Origin of the sequence: Phytobacter sp. SCO41 (genome assembly GCF_003073275.1) — a bacterium.
Taxonomy (GTDB): Bacteria; Pseudomonadota; Gammaproteobacteria; order Enterobacterales; family Enterobacteriaceae; genus Phytobacter; species Phytobacter diazotrophicus.
Genome location: NZ_CP027225.1, coordinates 2,689,567 through 2,705,523, shown reverse-complemented (window position 1 = coordinate 2,705,523; position 15,957 = coordinate 2,689,567). Strand labels below are relative to the sequence as shown.

Annotated in this window: 9 protein-coding genes; 7 read left to right on the top strand and 2 right to left on the bottom strand. The window is 55.4% G+C overall.

The features are described from left to right. Positions 1-69: 69 nt before the first annotated feature. The 5 genes from treZ to C5523_RS13145 all read left to right on the top strand — a co-directional run bounded on the left by treZ (position 70) and on the right by C5523_RS13145 (position 8,604). On the top strand, positions 70-1,857 hold the full coding sequence (gene treZ / locus C5523_RS13165; protein WP_108701279.1) for a malto-oligosyltrehalose trehalohydrolase: 1,788 nt from the start codon (positions 70-72) through the stop codon (positions 1,855-1,857). Beyond that, the gene (gene treY / locus C5523_RS13160; RefSeq protein ID WP_108701278.1) at positions 1,854-4,391 is read left to right on the top strand and encodes a malto-oligosyltrehalose synthase; all 2,538 of its coding nucleotides are present in this window, start codon (positions 1,854-1,856) and stop codon (positions 4,389-4,391) included. Before treZ ends, treY begins: the two co-directional genes overlap by 4 nt. 46 nt (positions 4,392-4,437) lie before the next feature. Then, the gene (gene glgX, locus C5523_RS13155) at positions 4,438-6,513 is read left to right on the top strand and encodes a glycogen debranching protein GlgX (protein WP_079497396.1); all 2,076 of its coding nucleotides are present in this window, start codon (positions 4,438-4,440) and stop codon (positions 6,511-6,513) included. A 175-nt stretch (positions 6,514-6,688) separates the two neighbouring features. Beyond that, complete coding sequence (gene tehA / locus C5523_RS13150; RefSeq protein WP_107222731.1) at positions 6,689-7,651, top strand: dicarboxylate transporter/tellurite-resistance protein TehA; 963 nt, start codon at positions 6,689-6,691, stop codon at positions 7,649-7,651. Then, a complete protein-coding gene (locus tag C5523_RS13145) occupies positions 7,648-8,604 on the top strand; it encodes a zinc-dependent alcohol dehydrogenase family protein (RefSeq protein ID WP_108701277.1) in 957 nt (318 codons plus the stop codon). The genes tehA and C5523_RS13145 overlap by 4 nt, the downstream gene beginning before the upstream one ends. A 14-nt stretch (positions 8,605-8,618) precedes the next feature. Here the strand turns inward: C5523_RS13145 and C5523_RS13140 are convergent, their stop codons facing one another. Next, positions 8,619-9,953 carry a PLP-dependent aminotransferase family protein gene (locus C5523_RS13140; protein WP_108701276.1) on the bottom strand — a complete coding sequence of 445 codons (1,335 nt, stop codon included), beginning with the start codon at positions 9,951-9,953 and terminating at the stop codon, positions 8,619-8,621. Positions 9,954-10,112: 159 nt separating this feature from the next. On the opposite strand from C5523_RS13140, the gene C5523_RS13135 reads away from it, so the two are divergent. Both C5523_RS13135 and C5523_RS13130 read left to right on the top strand, forming a co-directional pair. Beyond that, the gene (locus tag C5523_RS13135) at positions 10,113-10,934 is read left to right on the top strand and encodes a DMT family transporter (protein ID WP_071194319.1); all 822 of its coding nucleotides are present in this window, start codon (positions 10,113-10,115) and stop codon (positions 10,932-10,934) included. A 60-nt stretch (positions 10,935-10,994) separates the two neighbouring features. After that, complete coding sequence (locus tag C5523_RS13130; protein ID WP_108701274.1) at positions 10,995-11,885, top strand: dihydrodipicolinate synthase family protein; 891 nt, start codon at positions 10,995-10,997, stop codon at positions 11,883-11,885. 46 nt (positions 11,886-11,931) lie between these two features. On the opposite strand, the gene C5523_RS13125 is transcribed toward C5523_RS13130, so the two are convergent. Next, positions 11,932-15,954: a DUF4157 domain-containing protein gene (locus C5523_RS13125; RefSeq protein ID WP_108701273.1), complete on the bottom strand. Its 4,023-nt coding sequence runs from the start codon at positions 15,952-15,954 to the stop codon at positions 11,932-11,934. Between the last annotated feature and the right edge of the window lie 3 nt (positions 15,955-15,957).

The window sequence follows — 15,957 nt, the reverse complement described above, 5'->3', positions numbered from 1 at the left end:
CATTGAGGTGTCGCGTTCTTAAGGCACTTTTTGGCCATTGATCGCTTTTGCATTAAACGAGGTAACTGAATGGAGTCAACATCATTTCATAAAAGCTGGGGTGCCGAATGGCTTGGCAACGGTACCGTCCAGTTTCGTCTCTGGGCATCCGGTCAACCCGGCATCACCCTACGGCTTGCAGGTCAAGACCTGGCCATGCGTCCGTGCGACGAGGGCTGGTTTGAACTTACCGTTGAAAACGTCGCGCCCGGCACGGAATATCAATATGTTCTTAACGATGGTATGACGATTCCCGACCCGGCCTCTCGCGCACAGAAAGCGGATGTCAATGGTCCGTCGCTGGTCATTGACCCCACGCAGTACCGCTGGCAGCACTCGCAGTGGCAGGGGCGTCCGTGGGAGGAAACCGTTGTATACGAACTACATATCGGCACATTTACCCCGGAAGGCACCCTCCAGGCAGCCATCAGGAAACTGCCTTATCTTGCCGAACTGGGAATTACCCAAATTGAAGTAATGCCCCTGTCGCAGTTTGGCGGCAACCGGGGATGGGGCTACGATGGCGTACTGCTCTACGCACCGCATTCCGCTTACGGCACGCCGGACGATTTCCGCGCTTTTGTCGACGCCGCCCACGGTCTTGGGCTTTCTGTGGTGCTTGATATTGTGCTCAACCATTTTGGCCCGGAAGGCAATTATCTCTCCTTGCTGTCACCCGACTTCTTCGATACCTCCCGTTCCACCCCCTGGGGGGCGGGGATTGCTTATGATGTGGATGCGGCCCGTCGCTATATCGCGGAAGCGCCGCTCTACTGGTTGACCGAGTTTCGCCTTGATGGATTGCGCTTCGATGCCATCGATCAGATTAAGGATAAATCCGAAAAACACATTCTCACTGAGATCGCGCAGCGCATTCGTCAACAGGTAACCGACCGTCCCGTTCATCTCACAACAGAAGACAGCCGTAACATCACCGACCTGCACCCGCGCGATGAAGACGGTTCCGTCCCGCTTTTTACCGGTGAATGGAACGACGACCTCCACAATGCCGTGCATGTGCTGGCAACGGGCGAAACCCACGCGTATTACCAGGATTTCGCAAACGCCCCTGAACAATGGGTTGCCAGGGCGCTCGCCGAAGGGTTTGCCTATCAGGGTGAAGTCTCCCCGCACAGCGGCGAACCGCGCGGTGTGGACAGCCGAAGCCAGCCCCCCACCGCCTTTGTCGACTTTATCCAGAACCACGATCAGGTGGGTAACCGCGCTTTAGGTGAACGACTGATTAGCCTCGCCGGGCCGGAACGCAGCCAGTGTCTGCTTGCTGCCCTGCTGCTCTCACCGCATATTCCGCTGATCTTTATGGGTGAAGAGTATGGCGAGACGCGGCCTTTCCTGTTCTTTACCGATTTCCATGGCGATCTCGCCCGCGCTGTATGCGAAGGCCGCGCAAACGAATTTTCCGGCCACTCCGGCTATGACGGTGTCGATGTCCCCGATCCCAATGACGAACGCACCTTCACGATGTCGAAACTCAACTGGCAGGCGCAGCAAAGCGCGGAAGGTAAAGCATGGTTGTCTTTAACCCGTGAACTGCTGTTGCTGCGTCAGCAGTACATTGTGCCGTTACTCGCCCACGCGACGGGCCATAACGGTACGGTCGTGGATACCGCGCCCGGCTATCTCGCCGTACGCTGGACGTTCCCTGGCGGCACGTTATCGATGGCGCTTAATCTCGGCGAACAGGCCCGGCCCGCTCCCGAGCTTCCTGGCAAAACGCTGTTTGCCCGCCCCGCTATGACAACCGAACTGCCTCCACACTCGATTGTGGTTCGCCTCGCGTCAGGAGATGCGCAATGACCATTCCAACGGCAACCTACCGTATTCAGTTTCGTAACGGCATGACCTTTGATCGCGCCGCGGCACTGGTGCCCTATCTTAAACGCCTCGGCATGAGCCACCTGTATGCCTCGCCGGTTTTTACCGCCACCACAGGGTCCACCCACGGTTATGACGTAACAGACGCCAATGAAATCGATCCGGCCATTGGCGGGCGCAAGGGGTTTGATCGCATGGTCAACGCGCTCAAAGAGGCCGGGCTGGGTCTGATCCTCGACATTGTGCCAAACCATATGGCGGCATCGCTGGAAAACCGCTGGTGGCGCGATGTTATCGAACACGGTCCACAAAGCCGTTACGCCCACCATTTTGATATCGACTGGACGCGCCCGCTGACATTGCCTTTCCTGGGCGATACCTTTGAAAATGTGCTGGCGCGTGATGAGATCCGCGTGCAGCCGGACCCGGAAACCGGACATCCCGCTTTTGCCTATTACGACAGTTTTTACCCATTGACGCCGGAAAGCTGGCAGGACGACCCCGCCGCGATATTGAACCTGACGGATAAATCAGCCATCAGCGCGTTGCATGAGCGGCAACCCTGGCGACTCACCTGCTGGCGTGACGCGCCCCATTCGCTCTCCTACCGTCGCTTTTTCGAGATAACCGGTCTGGTGGGGGTACGCGTTGAAGATAAAACCGTCTTTGATGACACCCACCGGCTGATCCTCGAACTGGTGCATAGCGGCGTTGTTGACGGGCTGCGGGTCGACCATATTGACGGGCTGGCAGACCCGAAAGGCTACCTTGACCATCTGCGCCAACAGGCCGGGCCGGACTGCTATATCACCGTGGAGAAGATCCTGGGTGAAGGCGAACAGCTACCCCAGGACTGGCCCATCTCCGGGACCACCGGTTATGAATTTATCGCCGCGTTATCCGACGCACTGGTCGATGGCGATAATATGGAGACCCTGAGCCAGACCTACGAAGAGGTGCTGGGCAGAACGGTTGATATGGCAAACGAGCTGCGGGCCGCGAAGCTGCTGATGTCGGGGCGCAATTTTGAAGGGGAATTCAACACCCTGCTCAGGCTCAGCCTGGAGATTGCCACGGCGGAAGGTGTCGCGCTCGATGAAACCGCCCTCAGTACGGCCCTGCGCGAATTGCTGGTCGCCTTCCCCGTCTACCGTACCTACGGCACTGACAGTGGACTGCCCCCGGCGGACCGTGCTCTGCTGCAAAAGGTGGCCGATTCGGTGAGAGCACTCGGTACCCTGCCGGATCCTGAGGCGCTGGATTTCCTGCAACAGATTCTTGTTGGCGAGGTGAAGGAGAGCACCGCTCATAATGTGCTCACCTTCCGCACCCGCTTTCAGCAACTGACCGGGCCGCTGATGGCGAAATCGGTGGAAGATACCCTCTTTTTCCGTCAGCACATGGCGCTGGCGCTCAATGAAGTGGGCTCTGAACCGCTACCGCGACCGTACGCGCTGGCCGCGTTCCATGAGGCAATGCAAACCCGCCGCGAGCGACAGCCGGATGCCCTGTCGACCACCTCCACCCATGACACCAAACGGGGTGAGGATACCCGCGCACGGCTCTATACCCTCACCGAAGCGCCCGAACACTGGGCGCAGTGCGTTGTTCGCTGGCGCGAAATGAACAAGTCCAAAGTGGTGCTGATAGATGACGGCGCCGCCCCACGCTCCGGCAGCAAATGGATGATCTATCAGGCCCTGGCCGGCGCCTGGCCCGTTACGTTACGCCCGGACGATCATAAAGGCCTCAAAGCCCTTGAAGCCCGCTTTCTCCCCTATGTGGAAAAAGCGCTGCGTGAGGAGAAACTGCGTACAAGCTGGGGTGACACCAATGACGCCTACGAACAGGCGGTGCTCGGCTATGTCACTCATCTGCTCTCGGCGGAAAACCAGTCGTTTCTGGTCGATTTCCACCGCTCCCTGCAACCTTTTATTCGCGCCGGACTGGTGAACAGCCTGACCCAGGCAATAATTAAGCTTACTGCGCCCGGTGTACCGGATATTTATCAGGGGAGCGAGGCGTTCAACTTTAGCCTTGTGGATCCCGATAATCGCCGCGAACCGGATTTCTTTGCGCTGGCCAGCGCGCTTGACGATGAGGAAAAGCCGCTCACTACCGACAAAGACGCCTGGTTTAGCGGCAGGACGAAACAGCAGGCCATCGCACTCCTTGCCCGTTTCCGCCAGCAAAAACCGCTGCTGTTTCGCACCGGTGACTATCTGCCGCTTTCAGCGTCAGGGTCGCAGGCGAAAAATGTTATCGCCTTTGCCCGTACCACTGGCAAGGAGGCGCTGGTTGTTATTGTCCCGCGCCTGGTCTTCGATTCGCTGGCCGCTCACCCCGACCGGCTCTACCCGCCAGGGTTGGAGACATCGGTCACGCTGCCGGATGCGCTTGCCGGACGGCGCTATCGGGATCTGTTTACCGGAAAAGAAGAAGACCTGAACGACGGCGTTAACCTGACGTCAGGTGATGGCAGTCTGCCCGTACGCGTTTTGTATAGTTCATTTTAACCTTTTGTATTTATGGCAAAATCTTAATTCGCGGGAGAAGGAAAAAATGTCAGACGGAAAGTCATTTACCATTACGGCAGGAAATTATCACCAGCTCGGTGCTAATTACGATGGTGAGGGCGTCAACTTCGCGCTCTTTTCCGCCCACGCGCAGCGCGTTGAGCTGTGTCTCTATGCTCCCGACGGCAAACAGGAGATTGCAAGGCTCGATCTGCCGGAGTACACCCATGAAATCTGGCACGGCTACGTTCCCGGACTGAAACCCGGCGCACTGTATGGGTTTCGCGTCCATGGGCCTTACGACCCGGAAAATGGTCACCGTTTTAACCCGCATAAACTGCTGGTTGACCCGTACGCCCGCGAACTGGTTGGCAATGTGGAGTGGAATGAATCGCACTTTGCCTACGACCTGTTACATGAAGATAAAGATCTGACGTTTGATACCCGCGACAGCGGCCCCTATATGCCCAAATGCCGGGTGATCGACCCGAATGAATTTGACTGGCAGGACCAACATCGCCCGGCCATTCCCTGGTCCAGTGCGGTTATCTATGAAACGCACGTGAAGGGCTTTACCCAGCTCAACTCCGCCTTGCCGCAGGAGCTGCGCGGCACCTTTGAAGGCATGGGCCACAAGGCGACGGTGGATTACATCAAAAATCTCGGCATTACCTCGGTTGAACTGCTGCCTATCCACTGGTTTCCGGATGATCAGCACCTTCTGGACAAGGGGCTGAAAAATTTCTGGGGCTATAACACCCTGGGCTTCTTTGCCCCGGCTTCGCGTTATTACGGTCCGAAAGGCATTCAGGGCGTGCGCGATATGGTCCGCGCCTTTCATGATGCCGGTATCGAAGTGATCCTCGATGTGGTCTATAACCACACGGCGGAAGGCAACGAACTGGGCCCGACGCTCTCGTTTAAGGGGATCGATAATTTCTCCTACTACCGTACCTTGCCTGAGCAGCATCGCTACTACATTAACGATACCGGTACGGGTAATACGGTGAACACCTCGCATCCACGGGTGCTACAAATGGTGATGGATTCGCTGCGTTACTGGGCAGAGTCGATGCATATCGACGGCTTTCGCTTTGACCTGGGGACCATTCTGGGACGTGAACCGGAAGGCTTCGACCAGCGCGGCGGCTTTTTTGACGCCATGATGCAGGACCCTTTGCTGTCACGACTGAAATTGATTGGCGAACCCTGGGATATCGGTCCGGGCGGCTATCAGGTAGGTGGGTTCCCGCCAGGCTGGGCCGAGTGGAATGATAAATATCGCGACACGGTGCGTGAATACTGGCATGGCGATAATGTCTCCAGCGATTTCGCCGCCCGCCTGCTGGGCTCCGGCGACCTGTACGACCTGCGCGGACGTCGCCCGTGGGCCAGCGTTAACTTTATTACCGCCCATGACGGCTTCACGCTTAACGATCTGGTGTCATACAACGACAAGCACAACGAAGCCAACGGCGAAGACAATAAAGACGGCCACAACGATAACCGCTCCTGCAACTATGGCGCGGAAGGTCCAACAGAGGATGAAGGCATTAACGCCGTGCGCGAGCGGCAGAAACGTAACTTCCTTGCCACACTGTTCTTCTCACACGGCACGCCCATGCTGCTTGCGGGCGACGAGTTTGGTCGCAGCCAGTTGGGGAACAATAACGGCTACTGTCAGGACAGTGAAATCTCATGGGTGCACTGGGATAACCTGCCGGAAACGGCCAGAACACTGCATGAGTTTACCCGCCACGTCATTAAACTTCGCGCCGACCAGCCGCTGCTGCGCCGTGAAAACTGGCGCGATGGCATGGTGATCGAGTGGTTTAACGCCGGGGGCGGTTTCCAGCAGCCGGAACAGTGGGATGAGGGTTCGACGCTCGGTGTCTATATCGGTCGCCCGGACCTGCAAACGGAAAAAGGTATCTGGCACGATGTTCTGATGCTCATTAACCCGTTTGAAGGCAATGTGCCGTTTCGTATTCCGCAGTTTGGCGAAGGTGGCTGGGTGCTGGAGATTTCCACCGCAGAAAACGCCAAACGTGGGCTGGTTATCACCAAAGAGATGGATTTTGAACTGGAGGGCCGCTCTATCGTCCTGTTCAGGCGTCCATAGCGATACGCACCTTCGTTTAGTGTAAAAACACGTGACACCGTCACGTTAAAAGCCGTTGTTCTGAGCAGGCCACGCGCCTGCTCACTTTTAGCCCGCCTGCTTCCTGCTGCCGTTTACGCCCTGCCTGCAACTCTATACACTTCCAGCTTCGCACGACCATACAAGCAAAAAACAGATGAACAAAACGCGTATTAACCTTCCCGCCGGTTATTTTGGCATGGTACTGGGCATTATCGGCCTGGGTTTCTCCTGGCGATTTGCCGCCACCATCTGGCCTGTCACCACCCTGCCTGCCGATGTGCTGGTCATTCTCGCTATTCTTATCTGGGCGCTGTTGATGTTTGCGTTCATCACCCGTCTGATACGCCATACAGGCACCCTGCGTGAGGAGATCGGCCATCCGCTGAAAAGCAGTTTTGTCAGCCTTGCGCCTGCCACCAGTATGCTGGTCGCCATTGGCCTGACCCCCTGGTGTTATACGCTTGCCCTGATCCTGTTTCTGGTTGCCGTTACCGCCCAGCTAACCTATTCCGCCTGGCAAACCGCCGGATTATGGCGCGGCACGCACCCGAAAGAGGCCACCACGCCGGGGCTGTACCTGCCTGGCGTGGCGAACAATTTTATCAGCGCCATGGCCTGTGGCGCGCTGGGCTTTACCGATGTCGGCCTGCTCTTTTTAGGCGCCGGTGTTTTCTCCTGGCTGAGTCTCGAACCGGCCATTCTGAGTCGCATGCGTAATCTGGAAGAGATGTCGCCTGCGGTTCGCACCTCGCTCGGCATTCAGATGGCCCCGGCGTTCGTTGCCTGTAGTGCCTGGCTGATGCTGAACGGCGGTCAGGCGGATGTCTTTGCCAAACTGCTCTTTGGTTATGGTCTGCTGCAAACGCTGTATATGATTCGCCTCATCCCCTGGTACAGCGCGCAGCCGTTTAATCCCTCTTTCTGGAGCTTCTCGTTCGGCGTGGCATCGCTGGCGACCACGACCCTGAAACTTGGGCACGGTTCTCCCGACGGCGCACTGCACTGGATCGCCTTCCCGCTGTTTTTCGCCTGTAATCTGGTGATTGGGCTACTGATGGTGAAAACCTTTATGCTGCTGGTACGCGGCAAATTGATCATCCGCGAACCACACCCATGAGTGATAACACCGCCCTTATCTATCGCACCTTTGGGGTGCCAGAATCAGTGCTGTCACTGCAAAGGGTAGAGGCAGAGGAACTGGCGGCTGACAGGGTGCGGGTCGCAATGGCGCTTTCCCCGGTCAATGCCTCCGATCTGATCCCCATCACCGGCGCATATCGCCACCGGATCACCCTGCCCGCCATTGCCGGTTATGAAGGTGTGGGCACCGTTATTCAGGCACCCCCGCAGGCCGCCCATCTGCTGGGAAAACGGGTGTTGCCGCTGCGCGGACAGGGCACCTGGCAATGTCTGGTTGACTGCCCGGCGGCCTTTACCGTGCCGGTACCGGACGATATCAGCGATACGCTGGCGGCCAGGGCGTACATCAACCCGCTTGCCGCGCTGTTAATGCTTAATCTCTACCCGCCAGCGGGAAAACATGTGCTCATTACCGCCGCCGGGTCGGATTGCGCCGCTCTGCTCGGCCAGTGGGCGCTCAAGCGTGGTGCGCTGAGCGTCACGGGCGTTCATCGCTCGCCCGTTCATCGGCAAAAGCTGGCTGAATGCAGCATTCGCCCGCTTGAGGAGACGCGCGCCGCGGAAATCGAGACCCTGGCGCAAACGACAGATATTGTGTATGACGCCACCGGCGGAAAACTTGCCGACTTACTGCTCTCATCCATGCGCAAAACGGCGCTGTTTGTCAGCTATGGCCTGCTTTCCGGCCAGCCTTATCGCGTTCTTCCCCACCATCCACCGACCCAGTGGTTCCATATTCGCAACGTTCTGGATGCTGTCTCAGCGGCGCAGTGGCAGGCGCTGTTTGCTGAACTCTGGCCGTTACTGCGCCAAAGCCAGCTCAATGACGCCAGCCTCTTTCCGCTGGCTCACTGGCAAGAGGCCATCGCGTTGTATAAAACGCCGGGCAGGACGCGCAAACCCCTGCTCGCTTTTTCCGCGAAGGCGTAGCGTGACGTAAGAGGCTACCGGGCGTTGAAATACTCAATAGTTTCTCTGACTTTGCGGGCAGCACTTTTCAGGGTGTCGATGTCAACCGAGCCAATAGCCATGCGCAGCGCGTGCGGTGTGTGAATGGAAGTACTGAACGGTTCTGCGGTGGTCAGTGAAATGTTCTCTTTAAGTAACGCGCTGACCACACGATCCGCGCGCACCTCTTCCTGTAACGGCAGCCAGACAAAATAAGAAGACGGATGGCTTACGCAGTGTAGCGGCGCCAGATACTCGCGCGCCACGGCCTGCCGGTAGCGGGCATCCTCCCTTTTTAACTGCTCCAGCCGCGCCACTGTGCCATCCAGCACCCAACCGCAGACAATCGCCGTCATCAGGGCGGGCGTATTCCATGTGGTTGCCCTTATGGCACGTTCAATACCCTGCTTTTTATCCGCGGGGGCGACCACCATCCCCACGCGCAGCCCGGAGGCCACATTTTTCGAAAAGCCCGCCAGATAAAGGGTTCTTTCAGGTGCGTAGTGGTGGATGGGCAGCGGCGGGTTATCCACCAGCCAGACATAGGTGGCATCTTCGATAATCAGCAGGTCGTGTTCGCAGGCGATAGCGGCTATTTCGCGGCGAAACGCATCATTTGCCACCCACCCCAGAGGATTATGCAGCGTGGGCATGGTGTAAATGGCTTTCACCCGACGCTTTTTGCACAGCTTACGCAATGCCTCAGGATCCATCGCCTCCCCGCAGGCCGGTACCGCCACCAGTTCCAGATGAAACTGTTCGGCCAGCACCTTAAAGCCGGGGTAGGTCAGCGCGTCAACCGCGACCACGTCACCGGGTTTGAGCAACCCCATCACCGCGACCGCCAGCCCGTGCTGCGTCCCGTTGACAATCATCAGATTCTCAGGGGCCGTCTTTACCCCGAATTGCGCCAGGTAATCAGCAAACACGCTACGTTCGCTGGTTTTTCCCCCGTGCGGCTGATAGCGCAGCAGCGATTCAATATCACCGCTGACCGAAAGCTGGCGCAGCGCGGTTCTCAGTAACTCCGCCTGTTCGGGCAGCGCCGGGTAGTTAAAGCTCAAATCAATCACATCGGAGGCGATCGCATGACGATCGATACCCTGCCCGCGCGGCAGCATAATCTCTCTGACGAACGTCCCGCGCCCCGTCTCACCGCTAACCAGCCCCATGGCCTCCAGTTCCGCATAGACACGGGTCGCCGTGACCAGCGAAATATGGTGCTGCGCCGACAAAACGCGGTGCGTCGGTAACCGTGTTCCGGCTACCAGTTCACCGGATTTGATGGCCCTGGCAAACTCGTCAACGAGGCTTTTGTAGCGTGCTTTCACGATTGTATCCATGACAATAATTTGATTGTCATGAATTCTCAGCCGTATGCTCAGTGCTGTCAAACAAGTTCAGATAACAATAACCACACATTGAGGTGCACTGTGCAAGAGAAGCAAGACAACCCGCCCCTGAGCGGCTGGATAAATGGCTTTGTCGGTATGATCATTTTTAGCGGTTCGCTTCCGGCCACCCGCGCCGCGGTGCTGGATTTCGATCCCCTGTTTCTCACCGTCGCCCGCGCCTCTATCGCCGGTCTGCTGGCCCTATTTCTGGTCATCACCCTGCGGGGAAAACGCCCGAACGGCGCCCAGGTTCTCTCTCTGATGGTGGTCGCACTTGGCGTGGTGGTTGGCTTTCCTCTGCTTACCGCCTTTGCCCTGCAACAGGTAACCTCAGCGCACTCCATCGTGTTTCTCGGTCTGCTGCCGCTCGCTACCGCCATTTTCGGCGTCCTGCGCGGCGGTGAAAGGCCACGTCCGGCCTTTTGGATTTTTTCAGGTCTGGGCAGTTTACTGGTGACCGGGTTTGCCTTAAGTCAGGACATTGCCGTTTCGGCGGTGGGCGATTTACTGATGCTGGCGGCGGTGGTTGTCTGCGGCCTGGGCTATGCTGAAGGTGCCCGCTTAACGCGAGTACTTGGCGGCTGGCAGGTGATCAGTTGGGCGCTCATCATTGCGCTGCCGTTAATGTTAACCGTTGCCGTGTTAACCCGCCCGGCCAGCTTTTCAGGGATCAGCGAACCCGCATGGTTTTCATTGGGTTATGTCTCATTGTTCAGCATGCTGATTGGTTTTGTGTTCTGGTATAAAGGGCTGGCGCAAGGGGGCATCGCGGCTGTCGGGCAGCTACAGCTCCTGCAACCCTTTTTTGCACTGGCGCTGGCAGCGACGTTTTTACAAGAGTCCGTCAGCGTCATGATGATCCTGGTCACTATGGGGGTCATTGTTTGCGTGGCAGGATCACGCAGGTTTGCACGTTAATCGGTTTATCTGAGCGCTTATGCCCTGGTATAAGTGCCTTTTCACGGCAGGAGGAGCAGTATGCTAAGAGGTCTGAGTGCCTTTCCACTCACCCCTATTACCAACAACAACGTGGATGAAGCCGCGTTTGTTCATCTGATTACTAACCTTGTCGCAGCGGGCGTGGACTCCATCGGCGCAGTGGGCTCGACAGGCAGCTATGCCTACCTCACACGCGATGAGCGTCGCCGCGTAGCAGAGCTGGCCGTCCAGCACGCCGAAGGGATTCCGGTGCTGGTGAGCATCGGCGCGATCCGCCTGGACGATGTGCTGGCGATTGCCGAAGACGCACAGCGCGCCGGGGTGAAGGCCGTTATGATGGCCCCGGTCTCCTATCAACGGCTTACTGCCGAAGAGGTTTATACACTCTACGAAACCGTCACCCGCCACCTTTCCGTGCCGCTGTGTCTCTACGATAACCCGGCGACCACCGGTTTTGCCTTTACGGATGACTTACTCGTTGAGATTGCCGCGCTTCCCGCCGTCTCTTCAATCAAGCTTTCTGCGGTCTCAACCGATCCCACGAAAGGCAAAGAACGCCTTGACGATTTACGCGCACGCATCCCTGCGTCCGTCACCATTGGGATCAGCGGCGACTGGCAGGCCGCAACCGGCTTTGCGGCCGGCTGCGATGTCTGGTATTCGGTGATTGGCGGGCTATTCCCACAGGTAAGCCTGGCCCTTACCCGCGCCGCGCGGGCGGGGAATCATCGGCTTGCAGGCGAACTGTCCGACCAGCTAGAACCGCTGTGGCAACTGTTTCGTATTCACCGCAGCCTGCGAGTGATGGCGGCGGCGGCGGAAATCATGGGCGTGGTCGGCCCTTCCTGTCTGCCTTTTCCTCTGCGCCCACTGGCAGGCGAAGACAAAGAGCACCTGCACGCGGTCCTCAAGTCCACCGGCCTGGTGTAGCGTTTTCTACGGGCAGGCCTGCGCGTCGGTCTGCCCGTTTATGATGTCAATGGAACGTCTTAAGCGCCGCTCGTACCTGTTCTTGTAATACTTTCACCACTGGCCCCCTGCCACTTTCCGGGCTGGTTGTCAGATAGGTTTTGATAGCCTGCGCCAGTAATTTCAGGTTCGCTTCGGATTTATCGTTATGGAAGGCTGCAAGCGCGTTATCGACACTTTGGATATTTTTACGGACGGTCTTACCAAATAATCCACTGGTGGTTGAATAGGATATAAAGTCAGCCGGGCTCATTACCCCGGCAAGACCCGCCATCACGATATTGTCTTGCTCAATTGCCGCCTCCAGCGTCTCACTGGCCATCTCAAGTGATTGTTCAAGAGCCTGTGTATCAGGAAAATGCAGTTTTTGGGCCTGATTTTTACTTTCCTGCACTTTGGCCAGTGGAAATGCCAGTCCATTCTCTTCAAGGATAGCGGGATTTATCTTTGCCAGTTTTTCCATTTTACCGATATTAATTTGAATATCTTTTGTTAATTGTTCTTCTTTATATACCAGGGCTTCATATTGCTCTTTTAATAATTCAAGGCCAAATTTTTCATTAAATTCCAACAGCCGTTGATTGACATCTGTACTGTTCATACCTTGGTGAATGGTATTGAAATAGATAACTTTCCGGCTCATTAACTTGATATATTTTTCTTTGATGGCTTCGCGCTTTTTGGCGGCAACAACACTCTCTTGCTTTAATGCTTTTAATAGCAGCTCCACCTCTTCTCTTTCACGATTGAGCATTGCTTTGCGGATATCGCCGCTACCGCCTATTGTGCGGTTGCTTTTTAATAAGGATTGCTCCTCTTCACCTTTGATTTCCCGATAGTCTGGCGAATTGAGTTTATTGTCTTCAATACCAAGATGTTCCGGCGTCTCGGGGACCATCTTATCGTTATTGTCGCCAATTTTACCTGTCAACTCGTAATTCCCCATCCGCCACTCGGCAGCCGTATATTCAAACAGGGTTTTGTTAATGAAATAAAGTGCTTTGGCTTTAATAACCACGCCGATAGAGGCAACGGCTTCCGGCTTAAAACTGTAGTCAATAATTAACGGTTTAATGGCATCAAATGTCCGTTTTTTGCGATTAAATTTCGCGGCTCCCTGCAGACCCGCGTTACTGTGTAACATGGCCTTCCCTTGAGCAAAGAAACCGGCACTCAGCGCGGCGATAACCTGTGAGCCGATATTCGCCCCCAGCTCGGCGCGCAGCAAAATAGCGCTGCTAAATTTCGCATGCTCGCCTACCGACCAGACCCCCTCCTGACCTTTGGCATTGAGCAGAATATCAATGTCCAGATTCGCATCTGCGCCCAGGGAGCCATAAACCTCAAGGCCAGGGAATACGGGGAATATCATGGAAACATGCAGCGGCAAACCGACCGCGAGTTCCTGTAGCGAAAGTGATTTTTTATAGCCAATCTCACCAAACATCTGTTCAAGATTTAGCCGGGCGCTAGCCCCAAATGCGGAAAACCGTATCTCATCCAGCTTCGGTTTGAATGATCTGATAGTTAAGCCTGTTTTATTCAGGTTAACCCCTTCCACTTTGAAAGCCACGGAGCCGAAGGGAAGAAAATCCATCAATCCACTATTAAAATCGGGAACAAAATCGGTCATTTCCTTGCCATTACTGTTCTCGCTGGCAGGTAGTAGCTTAAGTGTTGCGCTCTCCACGGAAAACCCGTCTTTATCGACCTGCCCATTCTGAATATCCAGACCAAATAGCGACGTTGTGACATCAGCCGATGCGAGCGATCCTTTAAAACCGTCAGCATCAAAACCAATTTCTAACTGTTTCGCTTTCCCTTTGACTTTTGCCCGCTCGAGCGTTGCATTACTGGAAAGCGTCATGGATTCACCGTTTTGCTTAATCAGTAGTTGCAATTGCTCCAGCGTAAACCCGTCGAATAAAGTGATCTTATCCGGTCCTTTCACAATAGCGGTGGCAAAGCTAATTCCATTTTCGTCAATGGTGACATTGCTAACGCTGCCTTCAACACCAATGGATTTAATAAGCAGTTTTGCTGATTTCATCGAAAAACGTTTCTGATCGTGGCTATAACCTAAATCAGTCGCGGCAAAGCTAAACGCGTCATAATTGGCCGTAATCTGCCCATCATAAATTTCGATATGCGTTATTTTCTCTTTGCTGTCATAACTTATTTTCGCGCTTCCCTGTGCATTAACCTCAGAGAAGAGCATTTTTAACGTCGCATCAACACTAGCAGACCAATGACCGGGCTCTGCTGTGGCTTCGCCTTTTATGTGTTCAAGTATGATCTTTTCACCCAGCAGACGAATATTTTGCCCCGTAATATCTCCGCTGCCTTTTACCAATCCTTCCTTGATCTGCAACTGCGCGATTGTTGCTTTGATATCCAGTTGGGTCAGTTTTTCGAGATTGAGCTGGGCATTCTCCAGCATAAAGCCATCGTTGTTACTCAACTGCGCCTTTTCTATTGTGACCAGGCCTGCGCTCTCTTTAAAATTTGTCATACTCCCCTGTTCAAACGTCCCATCGGCGGCCAGATTCAGTTTAAGATGCGCATCCGCTTCCCAGTCATAAATCTTAAGCCCGGCTTTTTGCGCCTCGAAAATCGCCCCCTGTGCTTTTTTATATTCCGCCGTAACGTTCGTTGCGGAAACGGTACCGTTACCAAGAGAAAATTCCTGCAACGAAAAGGCCAGTTCATCCAGACCCTCATTACTGACGCTCAGCGACGTCATATGCAATTGACGTACAACAAAAAAATCACCGCCAAATACAATTTTATTAACCAGTGAAATCGGTTCTCTGGCTTGTAAAATCGCGCCGCCTTCCCAGGGCAGAATTAATGTCAGCTTACCGTCCTCGCCATAGCTGCCCTGGTAATCAAACAGGCGATATCCCAGCGCGAAGGTGGCATGCAAACCGCCTTTTTGTTCGTCTTTATCCTCTTCTTTTTTCTGGGTGTTTTTCAGGCCAATCGAGCCCACTTTCAGCCAGATGATATGCAAATCGATACTGGCGAGATCTTTCTTGCGCTCCTCTGGGGTGGCGGCTTTTTTGTCTTCGTGGGTGGATTCTGTCTTTTCGCCGCCCCACCACGTGGAATAAATATGTTTCCCTAAGTTAAAAACGCTGGTGACCGGGTTTTTAACTGCCTGAATAATCATTTGCAGATAGTCCAGTACCGTACGCAACCGCCCCACGGCTCCGTCGCCATCGGCGGCGACCAGTAGCGTGTGGCTGTAATTCACTATCGTCTCGTTCGGTAAATAGGTCGCCACTTTCCCGGTGAGAAACAAAATCCCGGTTTTGACGGGCGCGGGAATGGCATCCCAGATATTGATAGCGATAGTCAACGCATTGGCGAACGTCGTCACTTTGCCCACAATTTGGGTAAAGGTTTCAAGACGGGTCAATAGATAGAGTGTTCCCGTATCGGCAAGCGTCAACAGACCATTAAGCCCAAGCGTTTTGAACTGTGAATTCAGAAGCGACCACGTAAAATCGGACACCACGCTGCGCTGCATCACGGCGTTCTCGCCCTGCCACGCATAACGCTGTATCGTGCCGGAGCCCGCAGGCGTCCGGTTGTCAGCGAGATGACGGACGCTGCCGGAAGCCTGTGCCTGTTTACCCAGTTGTGTTGCCTCGGCCTCCAGCCCTGGATCGTCATTTAGCGCCGCGCCCTTCATCTGGCGTGTCGCACTCACCCGTCCTTGCGCCTGCTGCACAACATGCCCCAGTTCATGGGGTAGATGGTGTTCCTGACCCGGCGCCAGGTGAACATCGCTCCCCTGCGCATAGGCGTGGGCGCCATACTGCTCGGGTTTGGCCGAGTTGTAATGCACCCGTACATGGTCCAGCGACATGCCGGATACCCCCTCCATGCCGGTTTTCAATTTGCCGGGGATGCCCGTTTTTGCCGATGAACGATTATCCTGTAACACGGGGCGCACCGGATGTTGCGCCGCCAGTTGGTGCGGCTTTCCCGAGGCGTCTGCGCGACGTTGCGTGTACTTTGCCATGGT